Source organism: Streptomyces sp. NPDC007189 (assembly GCF_040703635.1).
Taxonomy (GTDB): domain Bacteria; phylum Actinomycetota; class Actinomycetes; order Streptomycetales; family Streptomycetaceae; genus Streptomyces.
Genome location: NZ_JBEYEY010000008.1, coordinates 326068 through 346449, shown reverse-complemented (window position 1 = coordinate 346449; position 20382 = coordinate 326068). Strand labels below are relative to the sequence as shown.

The window sequence follows — 20382 nt, the reverse complement described above, 5'->3', positions numbered from 1 at the left end:
TTGCGAGGAAGTGGAGCACGATGGCGAGCAATGAAGACAAGCTGCGGGACTACCTGAAAAGGGTGACGGCGGACCTCCGCCAGACTCGCAAGCGCCTTCATGACGCCGAGGCGAGCCGTCACGAGCCCGTCGCGGTCGTCGGCCTCGGCTGCCGCTTCCCCGGCGGCGCGGACACCCCCGAGGAGTTCTGGCGCCTGCTCGCCGAGGGACGCGACACCGTCGCCGACTTCCCCGCCGACCGCGGCTGGGACCTCGACGGCGTCCTCGACCCCGCGGGCGGCACCGGCACCACGTACGCCCGCCAGGGCGCATTCCTCTACGACGCGCCGCTGTTCGACTCGACGTTCTTCGACATCTCCCCGCGCGAGGCGATGACCATGGACCCCCAGCAGCGGCTGCTGCTGGAGACCTCCTGGGAGGCGCTGGAGCGCTCCGGGATCGAACCGGGCACCCTGCGCGGCAGCCGCACCGGCGTCTTCATGGGCACCAACGGCCAGGACTACCTCGCCCTGATGCTGGGCCGGCCCGAGGAGTCCGACGGCCACCTGACCACCGGCATCACCGCCTCGGTGCTGTCGGGCCGCGTGTCGTACGTGCTGGGGCTGGAGGGTCCGGCGGTGACGGTGGATACGGCGTGCTCGTCGTCGCTGGTCGCACTGCACCTCGCCGTGCAGGCGCTGCGCAACGGCGAGTGCGACCTCGCGCTGGCCGGCGGCGTGACGGTGATGTCGACGCCGGGTGCGTTCGTGGAGTTCTCCCGGCAGCGGGGGCTCGCGGTGGATGGTCGGTGCAAGGCGTTCGCTCAGGGTGCGGACGGCACGGGCTGGGGCGAGGGCGTTGGTGTCCTTGTCGTGGAGCGGCTCTCCGACGCGCGCAGCAACGGGCACCGGGTGCTGGCGGTGGTCCGGGGCAGCGCGGTCAACCAGGACGGCGCCTCCAACGGGCTCACCGCGCCCAACGGTCCCTCGCAGCAGCGCGTCATCCGGGCGGCCCTCGCGAGCGCCGGGCTCAAGCCGTCGGACGTCGACGCGGTCGAGGCGCACGGCACCGGCACCTCCCTGGGCGATCCCATCGAGGCGCAGGCGCTCATCGCGACGTACGGCCAGGACCGTGAACGGCCGTTGTGGCTTGGCTCGGTGAAGTCCAACATCGGGCACACGCAGGCCGCTGCCGGTGTCGCCGGCGTCATCAAGATGGTCCTGGCGATGCAGCACGGCGTCCTGCCGCGCACCCTGCACGCCGACGAGCCCACCGCCCGCGTCGACTGGTCGGCCGGCGCCGTACGGCTGCTGCAGGAGAACGCCGACTGGCCCGAGGCCGACGACCGGCCGCGCCGGGCCGGCGTCTCCGCGTTCGGCGTCTCCGGCACCAACGCCCACGTCGTCCTCGAACAGGCCCCCGACGAGCCGCCCGCCGACCCCGGCACCCCCGCCCCCCAGCCGGCCGCGCTGCGCCTGTCGTCCGGCACCGTGCCCTGGCTGGTCACCGGCCGCACCCCCGCCGCACTGCGCGAACAGGCCCGCAGACTCGCCGCGTTCGTCCGCGCCCGGCCCGACACCGACCCCGCCCGCACCGCCGCCGCACTCCTGACCACCCGGTCCGTGTTCGAGGAACGGGCCGTGGTCCTCGGCACCGGGCCCGACGAACTCTTGCAGGGGCTGGACGCCCTGGCCGCCGGCCATGCCCGGCCCGGCCTCGTCACCGGCTCCGCCGCCATGCCCGGCCGTACCGCCTTCCTGTTCGCCGGCCAGGGCTCACAGCGCCTCGGCATGGGCCGCGAACTCTACGACGCCTACGAGGTGTTCGCCGACGCCTTCGACGCGGTGTGCGCCGAGGCCGACGCAGGACTCGAACGTCCCCTGCAGGACGTCGTGTTCGGCACGGATGCCGACCTGCTGAACCGCACCGAGTACGCCCAGCCCGCCCTGTTCGCCGTCGAAGTCGCCCTGTACCGGCTGGCGGAGTCGTTCGGCCTGCGCCCCGACGTCCTCCTCGGCCACTCGGTCGGCGAACTCGCCGCCGCCCATGTGGCGGGCGTGTGGTCGCTGGCCGACGCCTGCCGCCTCGTGGTGGCCCGCGGCAGGCTCATGCAGGCGCTCCCTGACGGCGGCGCGATGGTCTCCCTCCAGCTCCCCGAGGCCGAGGTGCTGCCGCTGCTGGAGGGCCGGGCCGACCGTGTGGGCGTCGCCGCCGTCAACGGGCCCCGCGCCACCGTGGTCTCCGGCGTCGCCGCCGACGTCGAGGAGATCGCCGAGCAGGTCAGGGCCCAGGGGCACCGCGCCACCGCGCTGCGCGTCAGCCACGCCTTCCACTCGCCGCTCATGGAGCCGATGCTCCGGGACTTCCGCCGCGTCGCCGAGTCGCTGGAGTTCCACCCGCCGCGGCTCACCGTCGTCTCCGACCTCACCGGCCGCCCCGCCGACCCCGACGACCTCACCGACCCGGAGTACTGGGTGCGGCACGTCCGGCACGCCGTCCGGTTCGCCGACGGCGTGCGCGCGCTGAGCGGACTCGGCGTCACCCGCTGCCTCGAACTCGGCCCCGACGGCACCCTGACCGCCCTCGCCGCCCAGAGCCTGCCCGCCGAGGACGACACTCTCGCCGTCCCCGCGCAGGACAAGGACCGGCCCGGACCGCTCGCCTTCGAAACAGCCCTCGCCGCCCTCTACACGCGGGGCGCCGCCGTCGACTGGGCCGCCCGCGTCGCCGGCGCCACCGGCCCCGGCGCCCCCGCCGCACCGCTGCCCACCTACGCCTTCCAGCGCCGCCGCGCCTGGCTGCCCACCGGACCCTCCGGCGCCGCCGGGATCCGGGCGGCGGGACTCGGCGCCGCCCGGCACCCCCTGCTCGGCGCCGCCGTCGAACTCGCCGACGCCGGCGGCGTCCTGCTCACCGGCCGCCTGTCCGCGCGGTCCCTGCCCTGGCTCGCCGACCGGGAGACGGCCGGCGCCGCGCTGCTGCCCGCGTCCGTCCTCGTGGAACTCGCCGTCCGGGCCGGCGACGAGGCCGGCTGCACCGCCCTGGAGAACCTGACCCTGCGCGACCCGCTGCCGCTGCCCGAGCGGGGCGCCGTCCGCGTCCAGGTCCTCGTGGGCGCGCCCGACGACACCGGCCGGCGCGGCGTGAGCATCCACTCCCGGCCCGACGACTGCACCACCGACCAGCCCTGGCGCTGCCACGCCGAGGCCACCCTCACCAGCGAGGCCCGGCCCGCACCCGCCCAGGACGGCACCGCGGTGTGGCCGCCCGAGCGGGCCGAACCCGTCGACGTGGAGGGCCTTTACGACGAGCTGGCCCGGCGCGGCCACTCCTGCGGCCCCGCCTTCCGCGCCGTACGCGCCCTGTGGCGCAGCGACGGCGACCTGTACGCCGAGCTGGCCCTGCCCGACGGGCCGCGCGAACAGGAGACCGGTGCCTTCGGGCTGCACCCGGTGCTGCTCGACGCCGCCGTCCAGGCCGCCGCGGGAACCGGGCCCGAGCCGGCCGAGGGCCACGTCCCGCTGCCCCTGTCCTGGCAGGGCGTGACCCTGCACGCCACCGGCGCGGGCGCCGCCCGCCTGCGGATCTCCGGCGCGGGCACCGACCGGCTCTCGCTCGCCCTGTCGGACACCGAAGGACGGCCGCTCGCCACCGTCGAGTCCGTCACCCTGACCGGCGTGCCCGCGGCCGGCCTCATCACCGGCCCCCGGGCCGACGGCCTCTACACGCTCGACTGGCAGCCGGTCGCCGGCCTCGCGGACGCCCGCCCGGACGCTGGGGAGTGGGCGGTGCTCGGCCCGGACGGCGCCGCCCTCGCCGCCCACCTCGCCGGCCAGGGCGTCCCCGCCCGTGCCGTCTCCGACCTGGACGCCCTGCGCGCCGCGCTCGACGGGGGCGCGACGGCCCCGACGACGGTGCTCCTCACACTGGGGTCCGCCGGCGGGGACGCCTCCTCCGACAGCGACGCCCTCGCCGCCGCGGCCCAGGACGCCACCGCCACCGTACTGACCACCCTCCAGCAGTGGCTGGCCGACGAACGCCTCGACGCCGCCCGGCTGGTGGTGCTCACCCGGCACGCCGTCGCGGCCGGCGACGACGACCCCCTGCCGAACCTCGTGCACGCCCCCGTCTGGGGCCTGGTGCGCACCGCGCAGTCCGAGCACCCGGGCCGGTTCCTCCTCGTCGACCACGACACCCCGGGCACCCTGCCCCCGTCCGCCGTCCGGGACGACGAGCCGCAGCTCGCCGTGCGCGGCCGGGCCCTGCTCGCCCCCCGCGTCGTCCGCGCGGCGCGGCCCGCCGAGGCGGCCGTGCCGTTCGGTCCCGACGGGACGGTCCTGATCACCGGCGGCACCGGCGCGCTGGGCGCCCTCGCCGCCCGCCACCTGGTCGCCGAGCACGGCGTACGACGGCTGCTGCTGGTCAGCCGCTCCGGCCCGGCCGCCGCGGGCGCCACCGCCCTGCGCGACGAACTGATCGCGCTCGGCGCCGAGGACGTGCGGGTCGAGGCGTGCGACGTCGCCGACCGGGCGGAGCTGGCCGCACTGCTCGCCTCCGTGCCGGACGGGCACCCGGTCACCGCGGTCGTGCACACCGCCGGCGTCCTCGACGACGGACTGCTCACCGCCCTCACCCCCGACCGCCTGGCCGGCGTGTTCCGCGCCAAGGCGACCGCCGCCGCCCACCTGCACGAACTGACCCGGCACCTCGACCTGTCCGCGTTCGTGCTGTTCTCCTCCGCGGCCGGCCTGCTCGGCAACCCCGGACAGGGCAACTACGCCGCCGCCAACACCTTCCTCGACGCCCTCGCCCAGCACCGCCGGGCCGCCGGGCTGCCGACGACGTCGCTGGCGTGGGGGCCCTGGGAGCGGTTCGGCGGCATGACGGCCGGCCTCGACCCGGCTCTCACCGCCCGGACGTCCGCGCAGGGGGTCATCGCGCTCTCCGCCGAGCACGGCATGTCCCTCTTCGACGCCGGCACCGCCGCCGATCGCGCGCTGCTGCTGGCGATGCGGCTCGACCCGGGTGCGCTGCGGTCCCGCGCCGAGTCCGGTCAACTGCCGCCGCTGCTGCGCGGACTGCTGCGGGTCACCGTCCGCCGCGGCGCCCACACCGCCGACGGGACGGGCGGCGGCTTCGCTCGGCGCCTCGCGTCCCTGCCGCGCACCCGGCGCCGCCGCGTCGTGGCCGACCTGGTCACCGGGCAGGTCGCCGCGCTCCTCGGCTACGACGGCGCCGACGCGGTGAGCACCGGCAAGCCGTTCAAGGAGCTGGGCTTCGACTCGCTGGCCGCGGTCAACCTGCGCAACCGGCTCACCCAGGAGACCGGGCTGCGCCTGCCCGCCACCCTCGTCTACGACCATCCGACCCCGGCCGCCCTGATCGCCCACCTCGCGGCCGAACTCGGTGTGGACGCCGCCGCGGAAACCGACCGCGTCGACACCGGCGCACGCCCGTCCGGCGAGGCGGCCGACGACGACCCGGTCGTGATCGTCGCCATGGGCTGCCGCTTCCCCGGCGGAGCCGACTCGCCGGAGGCGCTGTGGCGGCTGGTCTCCTCCGGCGCCGACGGCCTCGGCCCCTTCCCCACCGACCGCGGCTGGGACCTCGACACCCTGTACGACCCGGACTCCGACCGCCCCGGCACCACCTACGTCCGCGAAGCCGGATTCCTCTACGACGCCGGCGAGTTCGACGCCGAACTGTTCGGCGTCTCGCCCCGCGAGGCCCTCGCGATGGACCCGCAGCAGCGGTTGCTGCTCCAGACCTCCTGGGAGGTGTTCGAGCGGGCCGGGATCCCGGTCGCCTCCCTCAAGGGCAGCCGCACCGGCGTGTTCGCGGGCGTGACCTACCACGACTACGCGTCCGGCATGCAGATGGGCACCGCCGGCAACGTGGCCGCGGGCCGGGTGTCGTACGCCTTCGGCCTTCAGGGCCCCTGCGTCGCAGTGGACACCGCCTGCTCCTCCTCGCTGGTCGCCCTGCACCTGGCGGCCCAGGCGCTGCGCTCCGGCGAGTGCGATCTGGCGCTGGCCGGCGGGGTCGCGGTGATGTCCCGGCCCGACCCGTACGTCGCCTTCAGCCGGGAGCGCACCCTCGCGGCGGACGGCCGCTGCAAGCCGTTCTCCGAGGACGCCGACGGCACCAACTGGGCCGAGGGGGTGGGCCTGTTGCTGCTGGAGCGGCTCTCCGACGCCCGGCGCCACGGCCATCCCGTCCTGGCCCGCGTCGCCGGCAGCGGCGTCAACCAGGACGGCGCCTCCAACGGCCTCACGGCGCCCAGCGGCCCCGCCCAGCAGCGGCTGATCCGCCAGGTCCTCGCCTCGGCCGGCCTCGAGCCCTCCGACGTGGACGCCGTCGAGGCACACGGCACGGGCACCCCGCTCGGCGACCCGATCGAGGCGCAGGCCGTTCTCGCCACCTATGGGCAGGACCGCGAACGGCCGCTGTGGCTGGGCTCGATGAAGGGCAACATCGGGCACACCCAGGCGGCGTCCGGGGCCGGCGGCGTCATCAAGATGATCATGGCGATGCGCCACGGCGTGCTGCCCCGCACCCTCCACACCGACCGGCCCTCCTCCCACGTCGACTGGTCCGCCGGAGCCGTGGAGCTGCTGCGCGAGGACGCGCCCTGGCCCCGCGGCGAACGCCCGCGCCGGGCCGGCGTCTCGTCGTTCGGCATCAGCGGCACCAACGCCCACGTGATCATCGAGGAGCCGCCCCGGGACGGGGAGAGCCGGCTCGACGGCACCGACACCCCGGTCGATGCCCCGGCCGCCGGCGGCACCCCGCCCGGGGCCCACCCCTCGCTGCCCGGCGGGATCCCCCTGCCGCTGTCCGCCCGCACCCCCGAGGCGCTGCGCGGACAGGCGGCGCGGCTGCACGCCCTCCTGGCCGGAGGGCCCGCGCTCCGCCTGCCCGACGTGGCACTGTCCCTGGCCACCACCCGGTCGGCGCTGGAACACCGGGCGGTCCTCACGGTCACCGACCGCGAGGCGGCTCTGCGCACCCTGAAGGCCCTCGCGGACGGCACGGCTCCCGCCGAGGACGATGCGCGTGTCACCCTCGCCACCGGCACGGTCCCCACCGGTTCCGTGCCGCCCTCCGTCGCCCTGTACTTCCCGCCCGCCGACCCCCGCTGGACCGCGGGCGCGGCGGCCCTCGCCGGATCCTGCCCGGTGTTCGCCGAGACCCTCGCCGCGTGCGGGCGCGCCCTGACCGCGCTGGTCGACTGGACCCCCGCCGACGTGCTGGCCGGGCGCACCGCCCCCGGCTGGCAGGAGCGGCCGGAGATCGCCGGGCCGCTCGGCTGGGCGGTGGCCGTCGCACTCGCCGCGCAGCTGCGCGCTTACGGCGTCGAACCCGGCGCGGTCGGCGGGCAGTCGTACGGCGAGATCGCCGCCGCCTGCGCCGCCGGGCTGATCCCGCTCGAGACCGGCGCCCGCCTCGCCGTCCACCACAGCGGTAGGACGCATGCGGCGGTGCTTACGCACTCCGCGGCGTCCAGGGACTTGCCGTCCGGGGACTTGGCGTCCAGGGACTTGGCGTCCGGGGACTTGGCGCCCGCGGACTCGACTCCCACGGACCCGGCGCCTACGGACTCGGCGGCACCCATGCACTCGGAGGCGTCCGGGGACTTGGCGTCCAGGGACTTGGCGCCCGCGGTCTCGGCGTCCACGGACTTGGCGCCCGCGGACCCGGCCCCCGTGGACCCGGCCCCCGTGGACCCGGCGCCCACCGTCCCGGCACCCACCGCTCCCGCGCCCACCGTCCGCTTCGCCGCCGTCGAGCTGCCGCTCGCCTCCGCCGTCACCGGTGCCCTGCTGCAGCCGGAGCGGGAGACCGGCGCCGGCGCGTGGGCCGCCGCCCTCGCCGAGCCGCCCGCCGACGCCGGGTCAGCGCTGCGCGCCCTTGCCGACGCCGGCCACCGGACCGTCGTCGTCCTCGGCGAACAGGCACCCGGCATAGAGGCCGAAGCGGAACTGCTGCCCCTCAGCGGCACCGGCCTCACCGCGCTCCTCGCCCGGCTCCACGCCCGGGGCGCGGACGTCGACTGGGCGGCGCTGCTCGCCCCCGCCGGGGCGCACCGTGTGCCGCTGCCGACCTACGCGTTCGCCACTCGCCGCTACTGGATGACGCCGGAGGCCCCGGCCGCCGCCGACGGGTCCGCGCAGCGGCACCCCCTGCTGGACGCGTGCGTCGAACTTCCCGACCCCGGCGGCCTGTTGCTCACCGGCACCCTCTCCCGGGCGAACCTGCCCGGCGCCGGCCCGGCGCAGGCCGGACCGGTCGCCGTACCGGGGCCGGTCCTGCTGGAACTCGCCGTGCAGGCGGGGGACCGGGCCGGCTGCGACCGCATCGCCGAACTCACCGCCCAGGCGCCCCTCGTGCTGCCCGAGGGCGACGAGGTGCGGCTGCGGGTCACCGTCGGCGATCCCGGCCCGTCGGGGGAGCGGCCCCTGCGGATCCACTCCCGGCCCGCGGGCGCGCTGCCCGGCACGGCGTGGACCCTCAACGCCCGTGCCGTACTGTGCACCGGCGAGACCCGGGCCTCCTTCGACCTGGAGCTGTGGCCGCCCGCCGAGGCCGAACCCGTCGCCCTGGACGGGCCGTCCGTCCCCGAGGGACTGCGCGGACTGTGGCGGCGCGGCGAGGACCTGTTCGCCGAGGTCGCGCTGACCGACCCCGGCGAGGGCGGGCGGCACGCGCTGCACCCGGCCCTGCTGGACACCGCGCTGCGCGCGCTGCCGCTCGCCGGGCAGGACGCGTTCGGCGCGACGCCGGCGCCCGACTCCTGGCACCAGGTCGCCCTGTACGCCGAGGGCGCCCCCGCGCTGCGGGTCCGGCTGACCCGCACCGGCACCGACACCGTCGCCGTCGAGGCGGCCGACGACCTGGGCCTGCCCGTCGCGTCGGTCGGCGCGGTCCGCCTCGCCCCCGGCGACCGGGCCGCGCTCACCGCCGCCCGCAGCGGCCCGCTGTTCCGCCTGGAGTGGCCGGAGACCGGCTGCGAGACCCCCCGCGCCAAGCCCCGCTGGGTGCTCGTCGGCCCCGACGTGCTCGGCGCCCGCGCGGCCCTGATGAAGGCCGGCGTCTACACCGAGGCCCATGACAGCCCGGCCGCCCTCGCCAAGGCCCTGGACTGCGGGGTCCCCGTCCCCGAGGCCGTACTGACCGGAGTACTGCCCGGACCCGACGACACCGCCCGGGCGGTGCGCGACGCGGCCGAACTGGCCGCCGAGTGGCTGGCCGACGAACGGTTCGCCGGCATCCGGCTGGTGTTCCTCACCCGCGGCGCGCTGAGCGGCGCGGACGGCCCCGAGGGACCGCAGCCCGGCGCGGCCGCCGTCTGGGGACTGATCCGCTCCCTCCACCTGGCCGACCCCGGCCGGCTGGTCCTCGCCGACCTCGACGGGGCGCGCGCCTCCTGGCGTGCCCTGCCCGCCGCGCTGTCCCTGCCCGAGCCCCAACTGGCCGTCGTACGCGGCTCGGTGCGCGTCCCGCGGCTGGCCGCCGTGCCGGTGCGGGCGGGGGAGACCGGGCTGCTGACCGGGACCGGCGACACCGTCCTGGTCACCGGCGCCGGCCGCCCGGCCGCGGCCGCCGTCGCCCGCCACCTCGCGGCCGGGCGGGGCGTCACCCGGCTGGTGCTCGCCGACACGGCACCCGGCGACGGCCTGGTCGCGCTCGCCGCCGAACTCACCGCCGCGGGCGCCGAGGTGACCGTGACCGACTGCGACCTCACCGACCGCGACGCGGTGACCGCGCTGCTGCACCGCACGCCGGGCGGCCGGCCGCCGGCCGCCGTCGTGCACGCCGCCCGGCTTCCCGAGCCCCGCGACGGTATCGCGGCCGAACAGGCGCTGCTGGAACGGGAGATGCGCGCCGCGTGGCACCTCGCCGAGCTGGCCGGACTCCAGGACCCCGGCACGGCCGTGCCGCTGCTGCTCCTGTCGTCCGCCGCCGGCACGCTGGGCGCCCCCGGCCGCAGCGGCGAGGCGGCGCTCGGCGCCTTCCTCGACGCGCTCGCCCTGCGCCGCCGTGCCCAGGGCCTGCCGGGCACGTCGGTCGCGTGGGGCCGCTGGGACGCCGACGGCACCACGGTGGGCGGCGCCCCCGCCGGCGTCGCCCCGCTGCCCCGGTCGGCGGGTCTCGACCTGTTCGACGCCGCGTGCCTCCTCGACGCCCCGGCCGCCGTCCTGCTGCGCCCCGACCCGGCGGCCCTCGCCGGCCGGCCCGACGGCGCGAGCCTGCCCGCAGCCCTGCGCGCACTCGCCGGGCCGCCGCCCCGCCGCCGGGTGGGGCAGCGGGGCGGCGCCAGCGCCCTGAGCACGCTCCGGCGCCGCCTGGCCGGACTGGGCGACGCCGAACGCGAGGCCGTCCTGACCGACCTGGTCCGCGCCGACGTCGCCGCCGTCCTCGGCTACCCCTCGCCCGACGCCGTCGACGCCACCCGCGCCTTCCGGGACATCGGCCTGAACTCCCTGACCGCCTTCGCGCTGCGCAACCGGCTGCGCGAGACCACCGGACTGCGCCTGCCCGCCACCCTGCTGTTCGAGGCCGACACCCCCGGACGGCTCGCCGCCCACCTCAAGGAAGAACTCCAGCGGCTGTGACGCGCGCCCCGCGTCCCGGCCCCGGCACACCCACGACCCCGCACCCCGACGGCAGACCCACGACACGCAAGGAGAACCATCACTCATGAAGACGGACGGCGTCTATGTCGACACGGTCGGGGCGTACATCCCGGAGCGGTGGGTGAGCGTCGAGCAGGCGGTCGAGGAGGGGCTCTACGACGAGTACTCCGTCCAGTACGGCACCGGGCTCACCGCCGCCTACATCGCGGGCGACCTGCCCGCGCTCGACATGGCGGTCCGCGCCGCCCGGCAGGCGTTCCGCCGGTCCTCGTACGACATCGAGGACCTCGACTTCCACGTCCACTGCACCGCGGTGCAGCACGGCCCCGAGGGCTTCTACCCGCCCGGCTACGTCCTGCGCGAGCTGGGCGCGAGCGGCGTCGCCAGCACCGACGTGCGCCAGCACTCCAACGGCCTGCTGGCCGGCATCGAGGTCGCCGTCGGGCAGCTGACGGGCGCCGCCGGGGCGGAGACGGCGCTGGTCACCGCGGCGGAGAACTTCACCAGCCCGCTGATCGACCGCTGGACCGGATTCGGCACCGGCTTCACCGCCAGCGACGGCGGCGCCGCCGTCCTGCTCAGCGGCGACAGCGGCTTCGCGGCGCTGCGCGCGGTGAACTCCGGGACCCTCCCCGAGCTGGAGCAGTGGCACCGCGGCGAGGAGTCGCTGCTGCCGTTCCGCGGCGAGCAGCGCAAGGCGTCCGGCACGATGGACCTGCTCTCCTACTTCAACCAGCACGTCATGCCGCTCGACAAGTGCATGGAGATGATCCGGGACTTCGAGCTGGACATCGTGCACCGCTCGCTGGTGGACGCCGGGCTGAACGCCGCCGACCTGCGCTGGGTGGTGGCCGCCAACAGCGACTCGCGGATGATCGACCAGATGAAGATGCAGCCGCTGGGCCTGCCGATGTCCCGCTCCACCTGGGACTTCGGCAAGGAGTACGGCCACATGGGCGCCTGCGACATGGCGGTCTCCCTCAACCACCTGCTCCTCAACGGGATGCTGTCACCCGGCGACCACGTCCTGATGACCACCTCGGCGTCCGGCTGGGTCTCCACCTCCGCCGTCCTGACCGTCCTGGAGCTGCCCGACTGGGCGAAGGAGAACGCCCTGTCCTGAGCACCCTGCCGCGCACAGCACAGCACAGCACAGCGCCCCGGCACCTTCCCGGTGCCGGGGCGCTTCGCTCGCCGGTGCGGCGGCCGCCGTCGCGGTCAGTCCTCGCGGCGGGCGTACACCATCGAGTAGCGGAACACCTCCGGCAGGTTCGCCGCGCTCTCCACGGTCACGGCGAAGCCCTGGGCGTCGAGGATGCCCCGCACCGCGTCCAGCCGGCCGTCGAGGTCCTGGACCTCGATGACGGTCTGCCGTACACGGCGCCAGTCGGCCGCGTCGAGGCCTTCCATGACCTCCAGCTCCGCGCCCTCGACGTCGATCTTCAGCAGGTCGACCGGGCCCTCGGGCGCCCAGTCGCGCAGCACGTCCGAGAGCCGGCGCACCTGGGCCTCGACCTCGATGCCGGCCATGATGCGGTCCACGGCCTCCTGGCCGATCTGCGACACGGTCAGTTCCTGGCCGACCTTCTTCTGCTCCGGGTACCGGGTGGAGTTGCCGGGGATCGCCGGGTAGAACGTGAACCGGACCTGCTCCTCGGCCTGCCGGCCCAGCGCCGCGCGCACCACCTCCACGTCCTTCGCGCCGTGACCGTCCAGGTTCTCCACCAGTGCCCGGTGGATGGCGGGGATCGGCTCGAAGGCGAGGATCTTCGCGCCGGGGAACTCCTGCTTGACGAAGAGGGAGAACAGCCCCACGTTCGCACCGGCGTCCACGACCCGGGAGGAGTCGGAGAGCTGGATGCCGTGCCTGAGGTAGGCGCGTTCGACGAATATCTCGTTGTAGATGAAGTCGACCTCGGAGAACAGCGCGCCCTCCGTCTGCGGCACGGCGACGGAGAACCCGTCCGCCACCTGAACCGACCTGATCTCGGTCATGAAATGCTCCCTGAGCCGTGGAATTGCTGCTCAGTGTGCCGCCTGGAACACCGGCAATTTCCTAGACTTCCGTCCCCGGCGGACGAGTCGTGGGCGGGATCAGGCGTCCCGGCCGCGCAGCACCAGGTACCCGCCGAGCACCGCGGCGGCCACCCACACCAGCATGACGACCAGGCCACCGCCCGGCCCGTAGGGCACGTCAGGGTTGCGCACCACCCGGGCCATCGCCTCACCGGCCTGGTCCGGCAGATAGTGCGCGACCTTCTTGGCGCCGGGCACCGAGGCGAGGATCTGCGTCACCAGGAAGAAGAACGGCATGAGAATGCCCATCGACAGCATGGAACTGCGCAGCATCGTCGCCACGCCCATCGAGAACACGGCCATCAGCGTCATGTAGAGACCGGCGCCCAGCGTCGCCCGCAGCACGTTGTGGGCGCCGACGGTGGTGCTGTGCGAACCGAGCGCCGCCTGCCCGGCGAAGAAGGTGACGAAGCTGGTGACCATGCCGACGACGAGGGCCGCGCCGGTCGCGACCGCGAGTTTGCTGACGTAGAACACGCCGCGGCGCGGCACCGCCGCCAGCGAGTTGCGGATCATCCCGGTGCTGTACTCGCCGCCGATCACCATGACCCCGAACGCGATCATCGCGAGCTGGCCGAGGACACCGCCGGTGAAGCTGGTGCCGGCCGGGTCGAAGGTGAGCTTGTCCTGCGGGGACAGGTCGTCGTACCGGGCGTTGGACAGGGCGCTGACGAGGGTGCCGAAGGCCACGGTGACGGCGAAGGCCGCGATCAGCGTCCACGCCGTGGAGCGGACCGTGGTGAGCTTGGCCCATTCCGAGCGGAGGGCCGCGACGGGTGCGGACATGGTTCAGGACTCCGTTCGCGTGGTCTGGGGCACCAGCGGGCCGCCGGGCGGGACGGTTCCCGTGGCGAGCGGTCCGGTGCGGTATTCGGTGGCCTCACCGGTCAGCGCGATGAACGCCTCCTCCAGCGAGGCGTGCTGGGGGCTCAGCTCGTGCAGCGGGATCCGGTGCTCGAGCGCCAGCTCGCCCAGTCGCTCCGACGGCGCGTCCGTCACCTCGAACGCGCCGGTGCCGCTCTCGGTGGCGGTGATCCCCGCGGCGGCCAGCGCGTCGCGCAGCTTCTCCGGTTCGGGGGTGCGGATGCGCACCGACGAGCGCGTGTTGCGGTCGATGAACTCCTGCATGCCGGTGTCGGCGAGCAGCCGGCCCCTGCCGATGACGACGAGATGGTCGGCGGTCAGTGCCATCTCGCTCATCAGATGGCTGGAGACGAACACCGTACGGCCCTCGGAGGCCAGCCGTTTCATCAGCGTGCGGATCCAGTGGATGCCCTCGGGGTCGAGGCCGTTGACCGGCTCGTCCAGCATCACGATCTCCGGGTCGCCGAGCAGCGCCGCCGCGATGCCGAGCCGCTGCCCCATGCCGAGGGAGAAGCCCTTGGGCCGCTTCTTCGCGACGGACGCGAGGCCGACCTCCTCCAGGACCTCGTCGACCCGGGCCAGCGGTATGCCGTTGCTCAGCGCCAGGCATCTGAGGTTCTGGTAGGCGCTGCGCCCGCCGTGCATGGCCTTGGCGTCCAGCAGGGCGCCCACGTGCCGCAGCGGCTCCTTCAGCCGCGCGTAGGGCTGTCCGTCGATGAGGATCCGGCCGGACGTGGGGCGGTCCAGGCCGAGCATCATCCGCATCGTGGTGGACTTGCCCGCTCCGTTGGGCCCGAGGAAGCCGGTCACACAGCCGGCTCGGACCGTGAAGGTGAGGTCGTCGACCACCACCTTGCGGCCGTACCGCTTGGTCACTCCCGCAAGCTCGATCATGCGGCCACGCTAGGCGGAACGGGTGACTCCAGTCCCGGGGCGGGGCAATTGTCTAGGGGTTCTCGCAGTGCGGGGAACGAGTGGAAGCCCGCGGCGGTGCGACCTCGTGTCTCAGGCCCGGGACAGCGCCGTGTAGTACGGCAGATAGGCGTCCAGGAGGGCGTCCAGGTACTTCTCGTCCGGCGTGGCCCGGAAGTCCGGCACGAACCGGCGCAGCCGCTCCAGCGACACCCGGGTCACGGCGGGGGAGCCCGGCCGCTCCAGTCGGCGGGCCGTGACGCCCAGGCGCCGCTCGATCGCCGTCACGATGGACTCCACCGGCTGCGGGACGCCCGAGGCCACGTTCAGCACCTCGCCGCTCACCCCGTCCCCCAGGAGCCGCCCGACCGCGTGCAGCAGGTCCCGCACGTCCAGCAGGTCGCGGTGGGCGCCCTGATGCACGGTCACCTCACCGGCGCGGACCTGCCGGACGAGGGTGGGCAGCAGCTGGTGCGGGCGCTGATGGCCGCCCACCGCGTGACTCAGGCGCAGCACCAGGTACTCGACGCCAAAGGAGCGCACCACGCTCTCCAGCGCCAGCTTGTGCCGCCCGTACGTGTTCGGCGGGCGCACCGGGTCGCTCTCGGCCGCCGCCCCCCCGCCGTCCGTGAAGCCGTACATCGAGAAGGACGCCGTGGAGAAGAACAACAGCTGCCGGCCCTGCCGGGCGCAGTCGTCGAGCGCGTCGTAGAGGACCTGCGCCTCACGGTCGTACTCGGCGGGCGCCGCGGTGGACGTGCTGGACACGCCGCAGGCCAGTGCCGTCACGCCGGGGAAGCGGTCGCCGAACTCCTCGGCCAGATTGCGGGCGAGGAAGCCGTCACCGATGATCCGCACGCCCTGCCCCCTCGTCCGTGGTGCCGGCCGTGGCGCGGCCGTGGGCCACGGCCGTCGCCGCCGCGGGTACGGTGAGCGCCTCGCGGGCGCCCGGCAGGTGCGCGGTGATGGCCGGCACCGACCGCAGGGCGACGACCAGGGTCCGCGCCTGCACGTTCACGTAATGGCTGTACTTCAGCAGCTCACCGAGCTGACGGAGCGTCATCCACTGGTAGTCGTCGGGGATGTCGTCCGGCCCGTCGCCGTCCGCCTCCACGATCAGGTAGCGGCTCTGCGCGTCGAGGAACCGGCCGCCCTCCTCCGACAGCACGGTGTCGAACAGGATCTGCTCCGGCCGCGCCTGCTCCACCAGGCCGAGGAAGCGGGGGCGGTCGGAGGCCGGCAGGTGGGCGTAGTTCTCCGGGGTGCACTGCACGGTGGGGCCCAGTTCGATGACGTCCAGATAGCCGGGCTCGACGCGGGCGTGCACCAGGCAGTGCGGCACGCCGTCGATACGGCGCACCAGCATCGCCACCACGCCCGTGCCGTGCGGCTCCAGCAGCGGCTGCGACCAGGACGCCACCTCGCGCCGGTCGGAGGAGACGTCCACGGGCACGATGCTGAAGTACAGGCCCCGCTCGTGCGCGATGCGGTCCTCGCCGACGTGCCAGCCCTCGGTCTCGATCTCCCGCAGCGGCACCAGCTCCGCGCAGACCTCGCGCTCGCTCTGCTGGGTGGTGATCCAGTTGCGGATCGCCACGTCGGAGTGGAGCGCGGGGGACGGTCCGGGGCCGTGCTGCCAGTCGGGCAGACAGGACAGCACCGTACGGGAGTCCATGTTGACCAGGTTCTCGTACCGCAGCAGCGCGTGGAGCTGACGCAGCGTCAGCCAGCAGAAGTCCTCGCCGGCCTCCACCTCGGGGCCCACCTCGACGACCATGTTGCGGTTGCGCTTGCAGAAGAACCACGAGCCCTGCTCGGACTGCAGCACGTCCGCCAGCACCCGGTGCCCGCGCGCCCACGGCTCCCGGAAGCACTCCAGGTACGGCACCGCCGAACCACCGTGCACCCGCGTGTAGTTGCTCTTCGTGGCCTGCACGGTGGGCGACAGCTGCACGCCGTTGACGTTGCCGGGCTCGGCCTTCGCCTGCATCAGGCAGTGCAGCACGCCGTTGATCTCACGCACCGCGAGACCGAGGATGCCTATCTCCGGCTGCCGGATGATCGGCTGGCTCCACTCGGGGACCGGTCCGAAGTCGCTGCGCACCTGCAGGCCGCGCACCGAGAAGAAGCGCCCGCTGCGGTGCTCGAGATCACCGGTCTCCGGGGCGAAGTGCCAGCCGGACAGCTCCGCGAACGTGGTGCGGCGCACCTCCTGGCGGTGCCGGGGGCGTCGTGCGTCCAGCCACTCGAAGAACTCGACGTCGGACATGGCCTCGCCGCCCGTCGCCGTCGCGGACAGGGCGAGCCGCGCGGCGAGGACCGCCTCGCTGGGGGAGTCGGGACCGGTCGCGTTGAGCTGGGGCATCGCTGTCTCTCCATCGGATCGATGTCGGCCCGCGGCACCCGCCGCGGACGCGGGGGAACTACGCGGGCGCGGGCGGGCCGGAAGCGGAGACCGCGGACCGGTGGGTGGCTCCCGTCGGGAGTGGGTTGGAAGGGGTGCCGGCGGGTCGGTGGGTGGTGTCGGCCGGGAGTGGGCCGGAAGCAGGGACCGCGGACCGAAGGGACGTGCCGGCCGGGAGTGGGTTGGAAGGGTGCCGGTGGGCCGGTGGGTGGTGTCGGCCGGGAGTGGGCTGGGAGCAGGGACCGCGGGCCGGTGGGACGTACCGGCCGGGACTGGGTTGAAAGGGGTGCCGGTAGGCCGGTGGGTGGTACTGGCCGGGAGTGGGCCGGAAAGGGTGACCGCGGGCCGGTGGGAGGTGCGGGGTCCCGCCGGGTGGGAAGGGCCGGGCCCGGCCCGGTCCGCGGACGTCTTGTCGCCGGGGCCGGCCGTCGTACGGCGTACGGGCGGCGCGATCGCGGTGAGCACCAGTCCCTCGTCGACCAGCCACCACCCGTCCAGGACGGGCCCGCCGACCGCATCGGCGAACGCGGGCGGCAGCGGCCTCAGCAGCCGCGCCGAGAACGTGCCCCGCACCCCGCTGCTCCCGGCGTCCGGCACGACGGTGAAGCTCAGCCGGGCCATGTCGAAGCCGAGCATCGTGCGGGCCAGCGGGAACCACGCCTTGTAGACCGACTCCTTCGCGCTGAACAGCAGCCGGTCCCACGGCAGGTGCGGCTGCGAGGCCCGCAGCCGGGCCAGGTGGGCGCGCTCCTCGGGCAGCGACACGGCCTCCAGCACGCCGTCGGGCAGCGGGCCGGCCGTCTCCGCGTCGATGCCGAGCGCCGCCAGGTCCGTGGCGCGGGCGACGGCCGCCACCCGGTAGCCGGCACAGTGCGAGAGCGCGCCGACCACTCCCTCGGGCCACAGCGGCTCCCCGTGCGGCCCTGACCGCAGTGGCTGGGCCGGCAGGCCCAGCGCGGCCAGCGACAGCCGCGCGCAGCGCCGGCCGGTGGCGAACTCCCGCCGGCGCTCGCCCACCGACCGCGCGACCACCGCCTCCTCCTCGGGGAACAGCGGCGGCGCCGACAACTCGCCGCGCACCTCGGTCACTTCCGTCACGTCCGGCAGCAGCCGACGCATCAGCGGCGTCATCGGGCACCTCGCCGGGGCAGGATCTCGCGCAACAGGGGATCGGGCAGGGTGCGGGCCTGCCACTCGCGGGGGTAGCCCAGCGACACCTCGCGGTGCGGCACGCCGTCGTGCCAGGTGGTCCGCGGGATGTGCAGATGGCCGTAGACGACGGTCGCCGCCCGGTAGCGGCGGTGCCAGTCGTGCGTGGCGGTGGTCCCGCACCACAGGGCGAACTCCGGGTACCGCAGGATCCGGGTGGGCTCGCGCACCAGCGGGAAGTGGTTGACCAGCACGGTCGGCAGGTCCGGGGGGCAGGCGTCCAGCCGTTCCCGGGTGTACGCGAGGCGCGCCCGGCACCAGGCCGCCCGGCCGGGGTGGGGGTCGCTGTGCAGCAGGAACTCGTCGGTGGCGACCACGCCCGCCTTCTCCGCGCGGGCCAGCGCGTCGGCGGCGCCCGTCGCACCCGGCGGCAGGAACGAGTAGTCGTACAGCAGGAACAGCGGCGCGATCACCACCGGCCCGTCGGGGCCCTGCCAGGTGACGTACGGGTCCTCGGGCGTCAACACCCCGAGGGACCGGCACAGTTCGACCAGGTGCCGGTAGCGGGCCTCGCCGCGCAGGGTCACCGGGTCGTCCGGGTGCGTCCACAGTTCGTGGTTGCCCGGTACCCACACCACCGTCGCGAACCGGTCGGCGAGCAGCCGCAGCACCCACTCCACGTCCGCGGTCAGCTCGCCGATGTCACCGGCGACGATCAGCCAGTCGGACGGGTCGGACGGCCGCAACCCGCGTACGACGGCGCGGTTCTGCTCGTAGGCGACGTGCAGATCACTGACGGCGAAGAGCCTGCCGCCCGCATCACGGCTCACGGCGGGGCCGCCGCACCGCTCGTGGGCCGGGCGTCCGGGATGGTGGGCATGGGAACTCCTCGTGGCGCGTCCGGCGCGTCGGTCCGCGGCCGGCGGTCAGCTTTATGCCACCGGCCCGCGCGCCCGCACAACGCGCAACCGGCCCCCGCGGCCAAGGACAGGGGAAACGCCCAGACTTCCCCCCGTCGGGCGCGCCCGGACCGCCGGCGTGCCGGATAGTGGCGGCACATCCCCGCCAGCGAACGGGCCCGTGCGCAGCGCACGGCGGCCCGCGAACAGAGGACGGACGAGCAGCGTGAGCGTTTCCCCCGCCGACGACGGCCTGTGGTGCCGGCGCTTCCACCCGGCTCCCGAGGCCGCCCACCGCCTGGTCTGCTTCCCCCACGCGGGCGGCTCGGCCAGCTACTACCTCCCCGTCGCCACGGCCCTCAGCCCGCGCGTCGACGTCGTCGCCGTGCAGTACCCCGGCCGGCAGGACCGGCGCAACGAGCCGCTGATCGACGACATCGGCGCGCTCGCGGACCAGGTGTACGGCGCCCTGTGCGGCTGGGACGACCGCCCGCTGACCTTCTTCGGGCACAGTATGGGCGCGGTCGTCGCCTTCGAGGTGGCCCGGCGGTTCGAGCGGGACGGCGGCGGCCCGGTGCGGCTCTTCGCGTCCGGCCGGCGCGCGCCCTCCCGGTACCGCGACGAGAACGTGCACCAGCGCGGCGACGACGGCATCATCGCCGAGGTCAAGGCGATGAGCGGCACAGACAACCGGCTGCTGGGCGACGACGAGCTGATCCGGATGATCCTGCCCGCGCTGCGCGGCGACTACAAGGCGGTGGAGACCTACCGGTGCGAGCCGGGCGCCACGGTGGCCTGCCCGGTGACCGCGCTGGTCGGCGACAGCGACCCCAAGACGTCCGTCGACGAGGCCGAGGACTGGCAGAAGCACACCACCGCCGGCTTCCGCCTGCACGTCCTGCCCGGCGGCCACTTCTACCTCAACAGCCGCGCCGCGGACGTACTGAGGATCCTCGACGAACACTTCACGGCTCAGGCCGCCGCGCACGCCCGCTGACCGGCTCGGGCGGCCCCCGACAGTAAGGAGGGACCCACGTGAACACACTCCACGACACGGCCCTTGTACGGGTCGAGCGGGGCGTGGCCGACGAGGAGGAACTCGCGGCACTGACCGCGCTCCTGCTGGCCCGCGCCGCCGCGGCCCACGGCCACACCCGCGACACCGCCCGGCGCCCCCGCGCCACCGCCCACTGGAACCGCCTGGAACGACACCGGTTCTACCAGTCACCCCTCAGCTGGCAGGCCCCAGCCTGACCCGAAGGGCACATCAGGGACGAGGCCGGTCACCTGGCGGGTGGCGCTTTCCTCCTGGGCGAGCGCTCCTCCGCGCCCGGCCGCGCCTGGTGAGGTGAGACATGCGGGGTTGCCTTCGCATGTGAGGCGCTCCCGCATGGTCCAGCTGGTCCGGGCGGCGCGCCGGATTTCCCCCGCGCGCAGAGGCACTCCCTCGTACGGGACCGTC

General features: G+C 75.1%; 10 protein-coding genes. 4 read left to right on the top strand and 6 right to left on the bottom strand.

Annotation, left to right across the window (positions count from 1 at the left end; translation table 11 throughout):
- Positions 1 to 20 precede the first annotated feature (20 nt).
- Both AB0950_RS19485 and AB0950_RS19480 read left to right on the top strand, forming a co-directional pair.
- A complete protein-coding gene (locus tag AB0950_RS19485; RefSeq protein WP_366779058.1) occupies positions 21 to 10595 on the top strand; it encodes a type I polyketide synthase in 10575 nt (3524 codons plus the stop codon).
- Between the two features lie 85 nt (positions 10596 to 10680).
- Entirely contained in the window at positions 10681 to 11739 is a 1059-nt protein-coding gene (locus tag AB0950_RS19480; protein ID WP_360161942.1) for a ketoacyl-ACP synthase III family protein, read from the top strand.
- 95 nt (positions 11740 to 11834) lie between these two features.
- On the opposite strand, the gene AB0950_RS19475 is transcribed toward AB0950_RS19480, so the two are convergent.
- From AB0950_RS19475 to AB0950_RS19450, 6 genes are all read right to left on the bottom strand, one after another.
- Entirely contained in the window at positions 11835 to 12611 is a 777-nt protein-coding gene (locus AB0950_RS19475; protein ID WP_366779057.1) for an FkbM family methyltransferase, read from the bottom strand.
- 99 nt (positions 12612 to 12710) lie between these two features.
- Entirely contained in the window at positions 12711 to 13478 is a 768-nt protein-coding gene (locus AB0950_RS19470; RefSeq protein ID WP_366779056.1) for an ABC transporter permease, read from the bottom strand.
- A gap of 3 nt (positions 13479 to 13481) precedes the next feature.
- Positions 13482 to 14450, bottom strand: coding sequence for an ABC transporter ATP-binding protein (locus AB0950_RS19465; protein ID WP_360161946.1), 969 nt, complete (start codon positions 14448 to 14450; stop codon positions 13482 to 13484).
- A gap of 111 nt (positions 14451 to 14561) precedes the next feature.
- Positions 14562 to 15326, bottom strand: a complete 765-nt coding sequence (locus AB0950_RS19460) for an NAD-dependent epimerase/dehydratase family protein (protein WP_360161947.1) — start codon at positions 15324 to 15326, stop codon at positions 14562 to 14564.
- Positions 15310 to 18003 carry an NDP-hexose 2,3-dehydratase family protein gene (locus AB0950_RS19455; RefSeq protein ID WP_366779055.1) on the bottom strand — a complete coding sequence of 898 codons (2694 nt, stop codon included), beginning with the start codon at positions 18001 to 18003 and terminating at the stop codon, positions 15310 to 15312. Before AB0950_RS19455 ends, AB0950_RS19460 begins: the two co-directional genes overlap by 17 nt.
- Positions 18000 to 18851: a metallophosphoesterase gene (locus AB0950_RS19450; protein WP_366779054.1), complete on the bottom strand. Its 852-nt coding sequence runs from the start codon at positions 18849 to 18851 to the stop codon at positions 18000 to 18002. The genes AB0950_RS19455 and AB0950_RS19450 overlap by 4 nt, the downstream gene beginning before the upstream one ends.
- A 295-nt stretch (positions 18852 to 19146) precedes the next feature.
- Between AB0950_RS19450 and AB0950_RS19445 the strand changes: the two genes are divergently transcribed.
- Positions 19147 to 19917, top strand: a complete 771-nt coding sequence (locus AB0950_RS19445; protein ID WP_366779053.1) for a thioesterase II family protein — start codon at positions 19147 to 19149, stop codon at positions 19915 to 19917.
- 38 nt (positions 19918 to 19955) lie between these two features.
- The gene (locus AB0950_RS19440; protein ID WP_360161957.1) at positions 19956 to 20174 is read left to right on the top strand and encodes an acyl-CoA carboxylase epsilon subunit; all 219 of its coding nucleotides are present in this window, start codon (positions 19956 to 19958) and stop codon (positions 20172 to 20174) included.
- Positions 20175 to 20382 lie beyond the last annotated feature (208 nt).